The sequence below is a fragment of the Curtobacterium sp. APC 4022 genome (assembly GCF_030407555.1).
Taxonomy (GTDB): Bacteria; Actinomycetota; Actinomycetes; order Actinomycetales; family Microbacteriaceae; genus Curtobacterium.
The window spans coordinates 1-17,083 of record NZ_JASDDD010000028.1; the positions used below are offsets into that span (position 1 = coordinate 1).

Below are 17,083 nucleotides of genomic sequence, written 5' to 3' on the forward strand. Positions count from 1 at the left end.
CACCGCCCTCGCCCGCTTCTCCGGACGGGCGACCCCCGGGCACCAGGTGCGGGTCGCCGAACCCGCCGTCCCCTCGGCCTCGGTCTGCCGTGCCCTCACGAGCACCGCCGGCTCGTGGTCCTGCGTCGGGACGGTGCGCTCCGGCCCCGCGCAGGTCTTCACCGTCCTCGACACGACGGCCTCCGCCCTGCCGAGTGCCGACGCCGCTCCGTCGGACGTCATCGTGCCGCCGACCATCGACGCCCGACGGCCCACCACCGGGACGGTCACCGGGACGGGCCTCCCCGGCGCCACGGTCACCGTCAGCCGGTCCGGTTCCACCGCGGTGCTGACCGCCGTCGTCACCGCTGCCGGCACGTGGACTGCCCGGTGGGGATCCGGTGCGAGCGCCCCGGCCGAGGGCACCGTCAGTGTCAGCGCCACCCAGACCGCGAGCACCGCCACCGGGTACCGGTCGGACCTCCGGAGCGCCGCTTCCGCCGCGCGGACCCTCGTCGTCGACCGGACCGCGCCCGCTGCGCCACGGATCACCGCGCCGGCCGGATCCGGCGCCGTCGGTCCGCAGCGCGTGCGCATCGCGGGGACCGCCGAACCACAGACAGTCGTCACCGCGTACGTCGACTCGACCGCGGTGTGCCGGGCGTCGGTCGCTGCGGACGGGACGTGGTCCTGCCGGGTCGCGGACAGCCTCCGCGCCGGCACGCACGAGATCCGGGCGGTCGCACAGGACGAGGCGGGCAACACCTCGGCGGCCGCGAGCGCCACCACCTTCCGGGTCACCGGCGACGCGTCCGCGACCCCGACGACCAGCACGCCCGGGGCGACCCCCGGCAGCGGAGCCGGCAGCGGCACCCCCGGTGGCGGGACGCACGGCGGTGGGACGCACGGCAGCGGACCCGGCAGCGCCGACGGCACCACCGGCCCGACCAGCGGGTCCGGCACCGGCCCGACCGGCGGCACCGGACCGACGGACGGCACCGGCACGGGCACCAGCGGCGACGGGACCCCCGGCAGCGCACTGCCCGGTGGAGGCCCGAGCAGCCACGCCGGCGGCCCCGACTGGACGGGACCCGCAGGCGACTGGACCGTCGCGACCGGGTACGACCACGCCGTCCCCACGATCCAGTCCGCGTTCTCGTGGCGCACCCTCGCCATCGCCGGCGGCGTCGCCGCCGCGTTCCTCCTGCTCGTCGCCGGCCCGGGGCGGGTCCTCGCCGGTGCCCTGCGCGGACGGATCCCGTTCGGCGCCGCCCGCTTCACCGGCCGCAACCGCACCCGCTCGGAACGTCGCCACGGTGACGACGCCGTGGCGAGCTGGGTCACCGTCACGATCGGGATCGCCGTCGCCGGTCTGCTCGCCCTCCTCGGCACCGGCATCGCACTCGAGGCCCGCTACGTCCGTCTCGCGATCGGCGTCGTCGCCGGCGTCGCGGTGCTCAGCGCCGGCGTCGTCCTCGCCACCCGCTGGACCGCGGGCGAAGACCGCCACACCGTCACCTACCGGCTCTCCCCCGGCCTGCTCCTCGCCGCGGTCCTGGCGAGCGGACTGACCCGTGCCGCCGACCTCTCCCCCGCCCTCGTCGTCGGGGTCCTGCTGGTGCCGGTGGCCCGGACCGACCTCGACACCGCCACCCTGCACCTCGGCCGGAGCGTCGCCGCCTGCGCGCGGAGCGCCACCTGGCGATCGGTTGCGCTGCTCGTCCTCGCGGTCGTCGGCTGGGTCCTGCACAGCGTCACCCCGTCCGTCGGCTTCGCCGGATCGCTCGTCTCCGAGTTCGCCAGCACCCTCTGCGTCGGTGGCCTCGGCTCCCTGGTCGTCACGCTGCTGCCCCTCCGCGGGACGGCGGGCGCCGCGCTCGCCTCGGTCTCCCGGCCCCGGTACGCGGCCCTCGCGGCGGTCGGCGTCGGTCTCGCCGCCGCGGTCTACTCCGGTGCGGCCGGCACGCACGTCCCCGTCGCCGCGATGGCGACCGGTGTCGGCGTGGTCCTGGTGGCGGCAGCTGCCGCCTGGGCATGGCTCCGGTTCGACGGGGCCGCCGTCCGGTCCTGACCCGGGTCCGGCGCGGCCGGTGGACAGGGCGGTCCGACCAGCCGGGAGGCTCGACGCGGCCCCGCCACGGGCCTCCCGTCCGTCGTCGGCACCGTCACCGAGGCGTGTCCAGCGACCCGACCGGGCCGGGCCTCCCGTCCGTCGTCGGCACCGTCACCGATCCGTGTTCGACGACCGGAGGGGGCCCGATTGCGCCGGACCGCCGTCGGCCGGGGCCCGGCCCGGTCGTCGTGCGTCAGCACGCCGATGCGTTCGCCGTTCAGCGCGTCAACGTGTATATGCGTCAGTGCGTCAGTGCGTCAGTGCGTCGGGGGCGTCAGTGCGTCAGTGCGTCGGGGGCGTCAGTGCGTCAGTGCGTCAGTGCGTCGGGGGCGTCAGTGCGTCGGGGCCGAGCGGGCGAAGAGGCCGGGCAGGAGGCCGCCGATCTTCGTGCCGACGCAGAGGCTGATGAACGTCGCGAGCGGCGTCGCGAGGGCCCCGGCATCGAAGGTCGAGAGCGCGACGAGCCCGACCGTGCCCGGGACGAGCAGCAGGAACGCCGGACGGAACGACACCGTCGCCGGGATGACGGGCACGATCCGCTCCAGGACGCGCGTCGCGACGAAGAGCAGCGCGGCGGCCAGCCCGGTCGCGACGACGCTGCCGCTGAACGGGGTCAGCCACGAGACGACCGCGTAGGCGGTGACCATCACGACGACCGAGGCTGCGGTGAGCCGCCAGCCCGAGCCGAAGACCAGGCTGATGCCGGTCGCCAGGACCACGACGGCGACCCAGGACGCCCACAGTGGTGGCACGGCCTCCCACCCGGCGCGGTCCGTGCCGATGCCGGCGACCTCACCGACCAGGGCCGCCGAGGTCGGGTCGACGTGCAGACCGGTGACGGCGCTGCCGGCCGCGATGCCCGCCGCCATGAAGCCGAGCATGATGAGGCCCTGCATCAGTCGCGCCGACCCGGTGACGATGTCGGCCGCGGTGAGCTCGAGTAGGGCGTTGGTGATGAGCGCTCCCGGCACGAACACCGCGACCGGGGCGCAGACGGCGTAGAGGGGGACGTGGTCGAACCCGGTGCTCGCGGCCACGAGCCCGACGACCGCGGTCGCACAGAACGCCGCGAGGAACGGGACAACGGCGATGGCCTCGCGGAAGCGCCGGAGCAGCAGGCCGATCACACCGACGAGGGCGCCGACCGCCAGCGCGACCAGGACCGCCCACCACGGGCAGCGGAACACGACCGCCAGGCCGGCCGACGTCAGCGCGTTGCCGAGCACCCAGGGCAGCGGCGCCGGCGGACGGGTGCCCTGCCGGATGCTGCGGACCCGTGCGGGGATCTCGGCCAGGGCGATCGCGCCGCGTTCGAGTCCGAGGACCAGGCGGTTCGCCCGTGCGGACTGCCGGAACGACAGTTCGATGCCCTCGGCGTTCACGATGGTGGCGGCACCGGTGGCCGCCTCGCTGACGATCACCAGCGCCGGCAGGACGCCGATCGCCAGGCCGTCCACCCCGGCGGCGTCGCGGGTCTTCTCGAGGGCCGAGCGGACGTCGGTGACCGAGCTGCCAGCATCCAGCAGCAGGGCGCCGAGCGTGCCGAGGAGCATGCCGATCGGGACGGTCTCGCCGTCGATGACCTCGACGTGGGCCTCGGGGCGACGGAGGGCGTCCCGGAGGTTCGTCAGCGCACTCCCGATCCCGACCACAGGGTCAGCGTAACGAGTCCGGCAGCCCGTCCGGTTCGGGTGCCCGTCCGGTTCTCGTACCCCCGGTGGGACTCGAACCCACAACTCAGCGATTTTAAGTCGCGTGCCTCTACCGATTGGGCCACGGGGGCGCACGACCGCTGCCGGTCGGGCCCGATCAGCCTACCGACGCGGGAGCGGGCGGCCACCCATGGGGGGACCGCCCGCTCTCGGACGTGCTCGAGCTGTCCGCTCGGCCTGCTTACTCGGTCTTCGCCGACTCACCGGCGCCGACGGGCGCGGCTTCCTTCGAGACGTCCTCGGCGGGCGTCGCGTAGGCGGGACCGGCAGCGCCGGCAGGCTGGCCGGCGGCCGGGGACTCCGCTTCCGGAGCGGCCTCGACGGCCGGCTTCGGGCGGGAGGCCCAGGCCTCGAACGCGGCGCGCGGGGTCTCGCGGTCGTCGAGGGACGCGATGTCGCGGCCCAGGAAGAAGTTGCCGACCCAGTCGCCGACGACGCGGATCTTGCGCTCCCACGACGGCATGGCCAGACCGTGGTAGCCGCGGTGGGCGCCCCAGGCCAGGAAGCCCTTCATGGCGAACTTGCCGGACTGGAACACACCGATGCCGAGACCGAGGCCCGCGACGGCGCCGAGGTTCTCGTGCTTGTAGTCGACCGTCGCTTCGCCGCGGATGGTGGCGACGAGGTTCTTGGCGAGCTGCTTGGCCTGACGGACCGCGTGCTGGGCGTTCGGGACGCACATGCCGCCGACGCCACCGCCGGTGAGGTCCGGGACCGCCGCGACGTCACCGCAGGCCCAGGCGTCGGTGATGACGGTGTCCTCGTCGACGATGCGGAGGTCGGGCTGCACGGTGATGCGGCCGCGGGGCTCGAGCGGGAAGTCGGTGCCCTTGACCATCGGGTTCGCCATGACGCCGGCGGTCCAGATGATCAGGTCGGACTCGATGACCTCGATCGACTCGTCCTTGGCCTTGAGCTGGCAGACGCCACCCACGGCCGAGGCCAGCTGCGTCTCGAGGTGCACCGTGGCTCCGCGCTCGGCGAGGTTCTTGAGCACCCAGTGCGAGGTCTCGAGCGAGACCTCGGGCATGATGCGGCCCATCGCCTCGACCAGGTGGAAGTGCGTGTCCTCGAAGGCGATCTGCGGGTAGCTGCTGAGCAGGTCGGACACGAAGGAGCGGAGCTCGGCGAACACCTCGATGCCGGCGAAGCCACCGCCGACGACGACGACCGTGAGCAGACGCTGCCGCTCGGGGCCGGCCGGCATGTTGGCGGCCTTGGCGAAGTTGGTGAGGATCTTGTCGCGGATCGCGGCGGCCTCTTCGATGGTCTTCAGGCCGATGGCCTCGTCCGCGACGCCCGGGATCGGGAACGTGCGGGACACGGCGCCGGCCGTCATGACGATCTGGTCGTAGGACTCTTCCCACGGCTCGCCGAGCTCGGGGGTGATCGTCGCGGTGCGGTTCGCGTGGTCGACCTTGGTGACCTTCGCGGTGACGACGCGCGTCGACTTGAGGTGACGGCGGTGCGAGACCACGGCGTGACGCGGCTCGATGGAGCCGGCGGCGACCTCGGGCAGGAACGGCTGGTACGTCATGTACGGCAGCGGGTCCACCATCACGACGTCGGCTTCGCCCTTGCGAAGGTGCTTCTCGAGCTTCCAGGCGGTGTAGAAGCCGGCGTAACCGCCGCCGACGACGAGGATCTTGGGCACGGTTCGTGTTCTCCTTGGGGTGGGGTGAGCTGCTGGGAGGCTGGTCAGTTCTCGCCGCCACCCGCCCCGACTCCGGCGTCTGCATCCTCATCATATGCCCGGCATTCACACCGGGAGGGCGACCAGTCCGCGCGCTCCAGCGCGAGGTCGCCGATGGGGTTGACTCCGGGGCCGGCGGCGAGGGCGTGACCGACGAGCGCATGCAGGCACTTGACGCGGGTGGGCATGCCGCCCGCGCTGATGCCCACGATCTCCTCGACGTGCTCGATCGACTCGCGGTCGTCGAGGTACGCCTGGTGTGCGCGGCGGTACTGCTCAGCGGTGTCGGGGTCCTCGAGGAGGGCAGCCAGTTCGGGCATGACCTGGTTCGCCTCGAGGGTGCTGACCGCCGCGGTGGCAGCGGGGTGGCACAGGTAGTACAGCGTCGGGAACGGGGTGCCGTTGCCCAGGCGGGGCTTCGTGGACACGACCGTCGGGTTGCCGCAGACGCAGCGCGCCGCGATGCCGATGACGTCACGAGCGGGACGTCCGAGCTGGGCGGACACCACCCGGACGTCGTGGGCGGTCGGCGGGTCGAACGGAGGGGTCGTCACGGGGACGTGAGCCTACCGGAATCCCGGCGTCGGCCCTACTTCGATGACGAGCCGCTGTCCGTGCTGCCGCTGCGCTCGAGTTCGCTGCGGGTCTCGTCGGACAGGCCGGCCTGCAGCACCGAGGACAGCATCGACTGCACCCAGTCCACCTTCGGCGTCTGCACGCTCGAGCTGACCGGCGTGCCGGAGTCCGTGGTCGGTGCCGGCGTCGCCGTGGTGCCCTTCTCGGCACCCATCACGAGGTAGCTCTCCTCGCCCGGGTACACGTAGAGCAGCCGGTCGCGGGCCTGCGCCTCGATGTAGGCGGGGTCGTCCCAGCGGGCCAGGTCGTGCTTCTTCTGCGCCACGTCGGCCTTCTGCGCCGCCACCTGTCGCTGCATGCCGGTGATCTGCTCCTGCTGCTGCACCAGGGTGCGGAGCGAGGGTGCCAGGACCACGACGAAGAGCACGATGATGGCGAGCATCAGCAGGCTGAAGCCGGAGAAGTGCAGCGAGCGGTACCAGGGCTGCTCGGCGGCGGCTCCCTCGGGCATCGCCACGGGGACGCGGCGGACACGGGGCTTCTGGCTGGGCACGTCTCGACGATAACGCGGCATCGGGGCACCGGTACCTCCGGCACGCGCGTGTGCCGGACCCTCTCAGGGACGGCAGCCGGTCTGGAGGCGCGCCACGGGCCTCCCGGCTGGCTCGCCTCACCGAGACGCCGTGAAGTCCGCGAGACGCCGCGGTGTTCGCAAGACACCGCCGGGATCCGCGGCGTCTCACCCAGAGCGCGGCGCCATCCGCAGACGGCGGCGTCTCGGCCGGGAGGCCCGCCACCCCTCCCCGGGTTCGCCCCCGGCTCATAGCACGGCAGAACGCCGCCCTCCCCGGCGGGGAGGACGGCGTTCCGAGGGTGCTGGTTACAGCGAGGCCGAGCGCGGGAACGCCGAGCGGCCGGCGTAGACCGCGGCGTCGCCGAGCTCTTCCTCGATGCGGAGGAGCTGGTTGTACTTCGCGACACGGTCCGAGCGGGCCGGCGCACCGGTCTTGATCTGGCCGCCGTCGACCGCGACCGCGATGTCGGCGATGGTGGTGTCCTCGGTCTCGCCGGAGCGGTGGGAGAGGATCGCCGTCATGCCGTGGCGCTGGGCGAGCGAGACCGCGTCGAGGGTCTCGGTCAGCGTGCCGATCTGGTTCACCTTGACCAGGATCGAGTTGCCGGCCTTCTCGTCGATGCCGCGCTGCAGGCGCTTCGGGTTCGTGACGTAGAGGTCGTCGCCGACGATCTGCAGCTTCGAGCCGAGCTCGGCGGTCAGGTGGGTCCAGCCCTCCCAGTCGTCCTCGGCCAGCGGGTCCTCGATCGTGGCGAGCGGGTAGTCGCGCGCCAGGTCGACGAAGTACTGGGTGAACTCCTGGCTGGAGAGCTGCTTGCCCTCGAACGCGTACTTGCCGTCGTGGAAGAACTCGGTGCTGGCGACGTCCAGGCCCAGCGCGATGTCCTTGCCCGGGGTGAAGCCGGCCTTCTCGATGGCGGCGAGCAGGAAGTCGAGCGCTGCACGGTTCGAGGCGAGCTCCGGAGCGAAGCCGCCCTCGTCGCCGAGGCCGGTCGCCAGACCCTGCTTCTTCAGCTCACCCTTGAGCGCGTGGTAGGTCTCGACGCCCCAGCGGAGCGCTTCCGAGAAGGACTCGGCACCGTAGGGCACCAGGAAGAACTCCTGGATGTCGACGTTGGTGTCCGCGTGGGCACCGCCGTTGACGACGTTCATGAGCGGGACCGGCAGCGTGTGCGCGTTCGGGCCACCGAGGTAGCGGAACAGCGGCAGGTCGACCGAGTCGGCCGCGGCACGGGCGACGGCGAGCGAGGCGCCGAGGATCGCGTTCGCGCCGAGGCGGGACTTGTTCTCGGTGCCGTCGAGCTCGATGAGCGCGGCGTCGACGAGGCGCTGGTCGGTGGCGTCGAAGCCCTCGAGCGCCGGGCCGATCTCGTCGAGCACGGCCTCGACGGCCTTGAGCACGCCCTTGCCGCCGTAGCGCGAGTCGTCGCCGTCACGCAGTTCGTACGCTTCGAAGGCGCCGGTGGAGGCACCGGAGGGGACGAGCGCGCGCGAGACGACGCCGTCATCCAGGAGGACCTCGACCTCGACCGTCGGGTTGCCTCGGGAATCGAGGACTTCGCGTGCGCCTACGGCATCGATCACTGCCACTGGGTACTCCCTGTCGTTGGGTTGTTGTGGTTCACGGTCGATCCTAGCGACGCCGGTCATCGCCGACGGCGGCCTGTGGATGACCGGTGGGCGTCGATCAGGCGAGCGGCCGGAACGCGACGCCGTCGAGCGTCGTCGTGTCCGAGTCCACCGTCGCGAACGACCCGAAGCCCTGCTCCACCAGGCCGGCGAGCAGGTTCTTCATGTTCTTCGTGCGCTTCTCGAGGCGCACCCGGTGGTGCGACCCGAGGGCCTCGGTCTTGAGTGCGGCGAGGCGCACCGGGTCGATGTCCTTGTCGTACACGAGCACGACGGCGTCGTCCGCGTCGGCGTCCGGCAGCGTGACCAGGTCGACGAGCCGCTCGAACCCGAGCGAGAATCCGACCGCCGGCACGTCCTGGCCGAGGAACCGGCCGATCATGCCGTCGTAGCGTCCGCCGCCGCCCAGGCTGTAGCCGAAGTCCGGGTGGGCGACCTCGAAGATCGTCCCGGTGTAGTACCCCATGCCGCGCACGAGCGTCGGGTCGAAGCGCAGGTCCACACCGGGCAGCGCGGCCCGCAGGCGCTCGAGGTCCGCGAAGGCCTCGACGTCCAGCCACGCGGCGCCGCGGACGCTGTCCCAGTCGGCGGACTCGAGCGCGCGGATCGTGTCGGCGAGCCCGGCACCGTCGATCTCCAGCGTCTCGCCGAGCTCCTTCGCGACGCCGTCCGGCCCGATCTTGTCGAGCTTGTCGACCGTGATGAGCGCCCGGTCGGCGGCCGCCTGCTCGGTGATCCCCCACGAGGCGAGGAGCGCGAGCAGGATCCGGCGGTCGTTGATGCGGATCGCGGTGCCGGCGATGCCCAGGGCGTCGAGCGCCGCCGTGGTCGCACGGATCAGTTCGATCTCGGCCAGTTGCCCGGGCTCGCCGAGGATGTCGATGTCGCACTGCACGAATTGGCGGTAGCGGCCCTTCTGCGGTCGCTCGGCACGCCAGACCGGCGCGATCTGCACGGCCCGGAAGACGGTGGGCAGCTCGGCGCGGTGGGACGCGTAGAAGCGGGCGAGCGGGACGGTCAGGTCGAACCGGAGGCCGAGGTCGGCGAGCTCCAGCGGCGTCTCGGCCCGTTGCAGGTCGTCGACGCCCAGGCCGCGCTTCATGACCGCGAACGCGAGCTTCTCGTTGTCGCCGCCGAGTCCCGAGTGCAGGCGAGCAGCGTCCTCGAGCACGGGGGTCTCGATCTCGTCGAACCCGTGGCGCGCGTAGACACCCCGGATGACGCCGAGCACGTGCTCGCGCCGCGCCTTGTCGGCCGGGAGGTGGTCTCGCATGCCCCGGGGGGCCGTCACGGTCGTCGCCATGTGGTCGATTCTCGCAGAGCACCGAGGGCGGTTGCAGACCGCTGGTGTCCGCTGATATGCTTCATCCAGAACCTCGGCCGGTGGGTGCCTGATCCACGCATCGGTCGTCAGCGAGGGCAAGTGCTGCAAACGCCCACGCGGTTCGAGCGGGATCCCCTGACGACGTTGCTCCCTGGTGGCGTCTTCTCCCGCTCGCGGGCGTCCTCCTTTTTCGGGTTAGGAGGACGCCCGCTCTTCGTCTCCGTGCGCGCGCTCCGGCGCCGAGTCCAGCGCAGCTACGGCGCCCTACTCCGCTGCGGGGTCCGCTGCCGTGGTGTCCGGTGCCACCGCCGACTCTTCCTCCGCCTGGCGAGCTGCCGCCTCCAGCAGCGTCACCGCCGCCCGCAGGCTGGCCACCGGGTCGATCCCCTGCTCGTGCACCACCGCCACCTCGGCGAGCATCCCCGCTCCCCAGGCGGCGTCGACACGACTGCCGAACGGCTGCTGGACCATCCCGTCCGCGGCCGGACCAGCGCTCCCGACGTCCAGCCCGACGTCCACCCCGACCTGCTCCACGACACTGCCGTCCGCGACCGACGCGACCGCTGCGTGCAGGTCCCCACGCTCCTCCAGCCGTTCGAACAGCTTCACCGCACGCTCGAGCGGCGGCATCGCCCGCGGCACGCCGGCGTACACGCTGCTGCGTCCCGCCTTCTCGGCGGCCTTCGCCGCACGCCAGACCCGAACGACGTCCTCGACGGTGTGCGCTTCCTCGTCCCCGAAGACGTGCGGGTGGCGGCGCTGCATCTTCTCGCGGACACCGTCGGCGACGTCGTCCAGGTCGAACCGCCCCTGGTGCGCGGCGATCCCGGCGTGCAACACCACCTGGTAGAGCACGTCGCCGAGTTCTTCGCGCAGTTCGTCGGTGTCGTCGCCGTCGATGGCGTCGACCAGTTCGTAGGTCTCCTCGACGGCGTAGCGGGCGAGGCTCGCATGGGTCTGCTCGCGGTTCCAGACGCATCCGTGCTCGGGGTCGAGCAGGCGGTCCACGACGGCGACGAGTTCGTCAACGGAGGTCATGCCGCCATGCTGCCACCGCCGGCTCCGCATCGATCGGACCCGTCGGCGCCGGTCGCACCCGTCGGACGCCGATCGGACAGCGGCCGCAGCCGCAGCCGCAGCCGGTACGATGGTCGAGGCGTGTCGGGAAGTCTGGTCGACGATCCGTTCCCCGTACCCGAATCGCCTCCGGAGTCGCATGCCCTCCTTCGTCCGTTCCCCCCGGTTCAGCGCCATCGCGCTGCTGTCCGCCGCCGTCCTCGGCCTGGTCATCGCGAACACCGCGCTCGGCCCGGGCCTCGAGCGCGGCCTCGACTGGCACACCCCGTGGGGAGCGATCGGGCTGGACCTGTCGATCGCGCACTGGGTCAGCGACGGCCTGCTGGCGGTGTTCTTCCTGCTCGTCGCCGTGGAGCTGAAGCACGAACTCGTCGCCGGCGAACTCGCGAACCCCAAGACCGCCGTGGTCCCCGCCATCGCAGCGGTCGGCGGTGTGCTCGTCCCGGCGCTGGTCTACCTGCTCGTCACGTCCGGCGCCCCGTACACGCACGGCTGGCCGATCCCGACGGCGACGGACATCGCGTTCGCACTCGGGGTCCTGGCGATGTTCGGTCGGGGTCTGCCCTCCACGATCCGGGTGTTCCTGCTGGCCCTGGCCGTCCTCGACGACCTCATCGCGATCGTCATCATCGCGGTGGTCTTCGCCCACGGCACCGACTTCCTGGCGCTCGGCGGAGCCGCGGTCCTGCTCGTGGTCTTCGCGGTCCTCGGCCGACGGCTGCGCCCCGGCAGCCGGGCGCAGCCGTTCCTCATCGTCGCGATGGTCGGCATCGGCCTGGTCACCTGGTGGCTCGTGTACCACTCGGGGGTGCACGCGACGATCGCCGGTGTCGCGCTCGGCCTGGTGCTCCCCCGCCGTCCGGGCGGCACGCTCCACGAGCAGGTCGAGCCGTACTCGAACGCCATCGTCCTGCCGGTCTTCGCCTTCGTCTCCGCCGCGGTCGTCATCCCCGCGGTCGGGATCGCTGAGCTCTCGCCGACGTTCTGGGGCGTCGTCCTCGCGCTGCCGGTCGGCAAGGTCATCGGCATCACCCTGTTCGGCACGATCGCGGGTCGACTGTTCCGCGGACCCGGTCGGTCGACCCTGTCGTTCGGTTCGGTGATGACCGTCGGAGTGCTCGGCGGCATCGGGTTCACCGTGTCGCTGCTCATGAACGAGCTGGCGTTCGCCGCGAACGAGGAGATCGTCGACGAGGGCGTCCTCGCCGTGCTCGTCGGTTCCGGCATCGCGATGGTCGCCTCCGCCGTGGTCGTGTCGGTCCGCGCCCGCCGCTACCGGCAGCGTCGCGAGCTCTCCGAAGCCGAGGCGACCGAGTAGCGTCCGTCAGGTGCGAGCGACGAGCACGTCGGGTCGTCGGTCAGACCGTCGACGCCTCTTCGCGCGCCGGCGCGCCGTAGACGGCGGTGAGGATGCTCTCCACCCAGCCGATGAGCGCGTCGTCGGGCAGGGTCTCGCCGTGCGGCTTCGGCACCGGGATGCTCGCCGCGTCCTGCTGCGGGAACCAGCGCGCCCCCGGGAACATCCGCTTCAACCGGACCTGTGCCGAATCGGCCAGTTCCTTGCCGGCGACGCGGAGGTTCGAGCCCATCACGACGACGTCGGACAGGCCGACCTGCTGCGCCATCCGGCGGAGACGGGAGACCTCGATGAGGGTGAGGACGGCCTGCGGCGGGGTGCCGTAGCGGTCGGTGAGCTCGTCGAGGACCATGTCGATCGCCTCGGCCTGCGCGGCCGGGGCCGAGGCAGCGGAGAGCTTCTGGTACGCCTCGAGACGCAGCCGCTCGGACTCGACGTAGTCGTCCGGGATGTGCGCGTCGACGGGGATCTCGAGCCGGAGTTCGGTCTGCCCCTCGGCGACGTCACCGCGGAACTGCGACACCGCCTCACCGATCATGCGGAGGTAGAGGTCGAAGCCGACGCCCGCGATGTGGCCGGACTGCTCGCCACCGAGCAGGTTGCCCGCGCCGCGGATCTCGAGGTCCTTCATCGCGACCTGCATGCCGGCGCCCAGCTCGTTGTTGGCGGCGATCGTCTCGAGGCGGTCCTGCGCGGTCTCGGACAGCGGCTTCTCGGCGTCGTAGAGGAAGTACGCGTAGCCGCGCTCCCGGCCACGACCGACCCGGCCGCGCAGCTGGTGCAGCTGCGACAGGCCGTACTTGTCGGCCTTGTCGATGATCAGCGTGTTCGCGTTCGCGATGTCCAGGCCGGTCTCGATGATCGTCGTCGACACCAGGACGTCGAACCGGCGCTCCCAGAAGTCCACCATGACCTGCTCGAGCGTGCCCTCCGCCATCTGCCCGTGCGCGACGCCGATGCGGGCGTCCGGCACGATCTCGGCCAGGTGGGAGGCGACCGACTGGATGTCCTTGACGCGGTTGTGCACGTAGAACACCTGCCCCTCGCGGAGCATCTCGCGCTTGATCGCCGCGGCGACCTGCAGGTCGGACTGCGGCCCGACGAAGGTGAGGATCGGGTGCCGGTCCTCCGGCGGGGTCGCCAGGGTCGACATCTCACGGATGCCGGTGACCGCCATCTCCAGCGATCGCGGGATCGGCGTCGCGGACATCGCCAGGACGTCGACGTTGGTCTTGAGCTTCTTCAGCTGGTCCTTGTGCTCGACGCCGAACCGCTGCTCCTCGTCGATGATGACGAGCCCGACGTCCTTGAACTGCACGTTCTGCGACAGGATCCGGTGCGTGCCGATGACGATGTCGACCGTGCCGTCGGCGAGGCCCGCGAGCGTCTCCTTCGACTCCTTCTCGGTCTGGAACCGGCTGAGGGCGCGGAGGTTCACCGGGAACCCGGCGAAGCGCTCCTGGAACGTCTCCATGTGCTGACGGACCAGCAGCGTTGTCGGCACGAGGACCGCGACCTGCTTGCCGTCCTGCACGGCCTTGAACGCCGCACGGATCGCGACCTCGGTCTTGCCGTAGCCGACGTCGCCGGACAGCAGCCGGTCCATCGGGATCGGGCTCTCCATGTCGCGCTTGATCTCGTCGATGGTGGTCAGCTGGTCGGCGGTCTCCGCGAACGGGAACGCCTCTTCCAGCTCGCGCTGCCACGGGGTGTCCGGGCCGAACGCGTGCCCCTTCGACGCCATCCGCGCCGAGTACAGCTTCACCAGGTCGACGGCGATGTCGCGGACGGCCTTGCGCGCCTTGGACTTCGCCGCGGACCAGTCCGAGCCGCCCATCTTCGACAGGGTCGGGTTCTCGCCACCGACGTACCGCGACAACTGGTCGAGCTGGTCGGTCGGCACGAACAGCTTGTCGCCCGGGTAGTTCCGCTTCGACGGCGCGTACTCGAGCACCAGGTACTCACGCTGCTGCTTCACCGCGTTCCGGCCGCCGCTCGAGACCTCGCGACTGACGAGCTCGACGAACTTGCCGATGCCGTGGGTCGCGTGCACGACGACGTCGCCCGGCTTGAGCTGCAGCGGGTCGACGACGTTCTTCCGGCGGCTCGCCAGCTTCTTGACCGTCCGGGCGCCCTGCTGGACGCTCCGGCCGTAGAACTCGGCCTCGCTGAAGAGCGCGATGCGCGGGTCGGCGACGGCGAACCCGTGCTCGACGCTGGCGGTCGTGACGATGGCGACACCCGGTTCGGGAGGCCCGTCCAACGCCCCGGCGCGCGCGGCCACCCCGGCGTCGGCCAGCACCTGCACCGCCCGTTCGACGAGCCCCTGGCCCTGCGCGGTCACCACGACGGCCCACTGGTCGGCGGTGAGTTCCTTGACGTGGGCGACCGCTCCGTCGGCGCTGCCCGCGAAGCTCGGGATCGACTCACCCGGCACGCGGATGTACTCCCCCGCCTCGGCCACGGCGTCGGAGTCGGTGATCGGCTCGTCGGCACCGGAGTCGAACGGCGACACCGTCCACCACGTGCGCTGCCCGCGGGTGTTCTTGAGCTGCTGCACCGTCATGAAGTTGCCGGCGTCGAGGTCGATCGGCGCCTGCGCTCCGGCGACCGCGGCGCTCCAGGCGGCCTGCAGGAACTCCTGGTTGGTTTCGGCCAGGCTGTGCGCGCGACCGCTGACCCGCTCGGGCGAGAACACGGCGATCGTCGCTGCCTCGGGCAGGTAGTCGGTGACCGGTACGAGCTTCCGGACCAGTGCGGGTGCGAGGGACTCCATGCCCTCGACCGGGATCCCCTCGGCGACCTTGGCCAGCATCTGGGACAGGTTCGGGAACTCGTGCAGCATCTCTCGCGCGCGCTGCCGGACGTCGTCACTGAGGAGCAGTTCGCGGGAGGCCGTCAGCTCGACCGAGCCCAGGTCGTCCTCCGTCGAACGCTGGTCGGCGACGGAGAACGCCTTGACGCCGTCGATCTCGTCGCCGAAGAAGTCGACGCGGACCGGGTGGTCGGCGGTCGGCGGGAAGACGTCGAGGATGCCACCGCGGACGGCGAACTCGCCACGACGGGTGACCAGGTCGACGCGGGCGTAGGCCAGGTCGACGAGCTGGGAGGCGAGCCGGCTGAGGTCGTTGCCACGGGACCCGGTGTGCAGGACGACCGGGGCGAGCTCGGTGAGGTTGTCGGCGATCGGCTGCAGGGCCGCACGGACGCTGGCCACGACGACGGTCGTGCGACGCTCGTCCACCGGGGTGTCCTGCCAGCGCTGCAGTGCACGGAGTGTGGCGATGCGGGTGCCGACCGTCTGCGGGCTCGGGCTGAGGCGCTCGTGCGGCAGGGTCTCCCACGCCGGGAACTCGAGCACGTCGGCGTCCGGGATCGTGCAGCTCAGGGCGTCGCGGACCGCCTCGGCTTCACGGCCGGTGGCGGTGATGACGAAGGCGCACTGCGGGCCGGTGCGAGCGGCCAGGAGCGCGGCGAACAGCGGCACGCGGAGCCCGTCGATGACCGAGAAGTCGGCGTCACGAGGAGCGGCACGGAGCGCACGATCGAAGGAGGAGTCGCGCGAGAGCGCAGGGATGAGGCCCGAGATCGTCACTCACACGATGGTACCGGCGGCCCCCGACAGCGGTCGCCCCGTGCGCGACGGGCGAACAGGAGGCGCGTGGCGGGGCCGGGACGTGCCTCCCGTCCGGTCCGCGTTCAGGACCTGCGGTCATGCGGGCGCGTGGAAACGCTGCTGCGCGGCGAGCAGGCCATCAGTCACGATCGCCTCGACCGCGTCGGCGGCGTCGGCCAGCAGGTTCGGCAGCAGCTTCTTCTCGGCTGCGGCGAAGTCACGCAGCACGTAGTCGGCCGGGTCCTGGCGACCGGGCGGACGGCCGATGCCGACCCGCACCCGGGCGAACTCGTTCGTGTTCGTCGCCTTGATGACGTCACGGATGCCGTTGTGGCCGCCGTGCCCGCCGTTGCCCTTGAGGCGCACGGTGTCGAACGGCAGGTCGAGCTCGTCGTGGACCAGGATCAGGTCCTCCGGCGACGCGGAGTAGAACCCGAGGACGGCCGAGACCGGTCCCCCGGAGGTGTTCATGAACGACCCGGGCTTCGCGAGGACGAGCTTCGGGCCACCCGGCACCAGGCGCCCCTCGGCGACCTGGTTCGGGGTCTTGTGCTTCTTGAACGTGGCACCCATGCGGGCGGCCAGTTCGTCGAGGACCATCTGGCCGACGTTGTGGCGGTTGCCCGAGTAGTCGGGCCCGGGGTTCCCGAGCCCGACCACGACGAACGAACGATCTGCCATCAGCGTCGACCAGATGTCTCTACGGGGTGTTGCTTACTCGGAGTCGACCGGAGCGGAGCCGCCCTCGGCACCGGCTTCGGCGCCCGCCTCGGCGGAGGCCTCGTCAGCGGCCTCGTCGTCAGCGGTGCCACGCGGGGTGACGATCTGCACGACGAGTGCCTCGGGGTCGGTCTCGAGCTCGGCGCCCTCGGGGAGGGTCAGCTCGGAGGCGACGATCTGCTTGCCGTCCTCGAGGCCCTCGACGTCGACGACGACGTGCTCGGGGATGTCCGTCGCCAGGACGAGCAGCGAGACGGTGTTGAGGTCCTGCACGTGGATGGTGCCGGAGAAGGACTCGCCCTCGACGACCACGGGGACGTCGACGGTGACCTTCTCGCCACGACGGAGGACGACGAGGTCGATGTGCTCGATGATCTGGCGCACCGGGTCACGCTGGACGTCCTTGACGAGGGCGAGCTGGGCCGCACCCTCGATGTCGAGGTCGACGACCGCGTTGGCGGTACGGACGAGCAGCATGGTCTCGTGGCCCGGCAGGCTGATGTGCTTCGGCTCGGTGCCGTGGCCGTAGACGACGGCGGGGATCTTGTCGGCAGCGCGGAGCTTGCGCGCCGCACCCTTGCCGAACTTGGTGCGGACTTCCGCCGCGAGCTTGGTGTAGTCAGCCATGATGCCTCCTGGTGTCGGGGACGACGCCGGAGTGCCGGCATCGGGGGTCTGTGGTGTTGCAACTCGAACGCGTGCGCGCGTGAGGA

Annotated in this window: 12 protein-coding genes and 1 tRNA gene; 2 read left to right on the forward strand and 11 right to left on the reverse strand. The window is 71.7% G+C overall.

Annotated features, from left to right (window positions below):
• On the forward strand, positions 1–2,050 hold a 2,050-nt coding region (locus tag QL987_RS10160; protein ID WP_290157542.1), incomplete at its 5' end, for an Ig-like domain-containing protein.
• A 374-nt stretch (positions 2,051–2,424) separates the two neighbouring features.
• Here QL987_RS10160 and QL987_RS10165 read toward each other — a convergent pair.
• From QL987_RS10165 to QL987_RS10200, 8 genes are all read right to left on the reverse strand, one after another.
• Entirely contained in the window at positions 2,425–3,744 is a 1,320-nt protein-coding gene (locus QL987_RS10165) for a threonine/serine exporter family protein (protein WP_181439377.1), read from the reverse strand.
• Positions 3,745–3,801: 57 nt separating this feature from the next.
• A tRNA-Leu gene (locus tag QL987_RS10170) sits at positions 3,802–3,875 on the reverse strand.
• A gap of 110 nt (positions 3,876–3,985) precedes the next feature.
• Positions 3,986–5,458 (reverse strand): FAD-dependent oxidoreductase, encoded by a 1,473-nt coding sequence (locus QL987_RS10175; protein ID WP_253467584.1) that lies wholly within the window; start codon positions 5,456–5,458, stop codon positions 3,986–3,988.
• Between the two features lie 44 nt (positions 5,459–5,502).
• Positions 5,503–6,051, reverse strand: a complete 549-nt coding sequence (locus tag QL987_RS10180; RefSeq protein WP_111076422.1) for a DUF501 domain-containing protein — start codon at positions 6,049–6,051, stop codon at positions 5,503–5,505.
• Between the two features lie 35 nt (positions 6,052–6,086).
• On the reverse strand, positions 6,087–6,626 hold the full coding sequence (locus QL987_RS10185; RefSeq protein ID WP_253467582.1) for a septum formation initiator family protein: 540 nt from the start codon (positions 6,624–6,626) through the stop codon (positions 6,087–6,089).
• Positions 6,627–6,953: 327 nt separating this feature from the next.
• Positions 6,954–8,237, reverse strand: coding sequence for a phosphopyruvate hydratase (gene eno / locus QL987_RS10190; protein WP_111076424.1), 1,284 nt, complete (start codon positions 8,235–8,237; stop codon positions 6,954–6,956).
• 97 nt (positions 8,238–8,334) lie between these two features.
• On the reverse strand, positions 8,335–9,579 hold the full coding sequence (gene hisS / locus QL987_RS10195; protein ID WP_290157544.1) for a histidine--tRNA ligase: 1,245 nt from the start codon (positions 9,577–9,579) through the stop codon (positions 8,335–8,337).
• A 285-nt stretch (positions 9,580–9,864) separates the two neighbouring features.
• Complete coding sequence (locus tag QL987_RS10200) at positions 9,865–10,638, reverse strand: MazG family protein (RefSeq protein WP_290157545.1); 774 nt, start codon at positions 10,636–10,638, stop codon at positions 9,865–9,867.
• 178 nt (positions 10,639–10,816) lie between these two features.
• Here QL987_RS10200 and nhaA point away from each other — a divergent pair, with 178 nt between their 5' ends.
• Positions 10,817–11,995, forward strand: a complete 1,179-nt coding sequence (gene nhaA, locus QL987_RS10205) for a Na+/H+ antiporter NhaA (protein WP_290157546.1) — start codon at positions 10,817–10,819, stop codon at positions 11,993–11,995.
• 40 nt (positions 11,996–12,035) lie between these two features.
• On the opposite strand, the gene mfd is transcribed toward nhaA, so the two are convergent.
• The 3 genes from mfd to QL987_RS10220 all read right to left on the reverse strand — a co-directional run bounded on the left by mfd (position 12,036) and on the right by QL987_RS10220 (position 16,997).
• Positions 12,036–15,629: a transcription-repair coupling factor gene (gene mfd / locus QL987_RS10210; protein ID WP_290157547.1), complete on the reverse strand. Its 3,594-nt coding sequence runs from the start codon at positions 15,627–15,629 to the stop codon at positions 12,036–12,038.
• 117 nt (positions 15,630–15,746) lie between these two features.
• On the reverse strand, positions 15,747–16,331 hold the full coding sequence (pth, locus tag QL987_RS10215; RefSeq protein WP_111076429.1) for an aminoacyl-tRNA hydrolase: 585 nt from the start codon (positions 16,329–16,331) through the stop codon (positions 15,747–15,749).
• 33 nt (positions 16,332–16,364) lie between these two features.
• Positions 16,365–16,997 carry a 50S ribosomal protein L25/general stress protein Ctc gene (locus tag QL987_RS10220; protein WP_111076430.1) on the reverse strand — a complete coding sequence of 211 codons (633 nt, stop codon included), beginning with the start codon at positions 16,995–16,997 and terminating at the stop codon, positions 16,365–16,367.
• Positions 16,998–17,083: the final 86 nt, after the last annotated feature.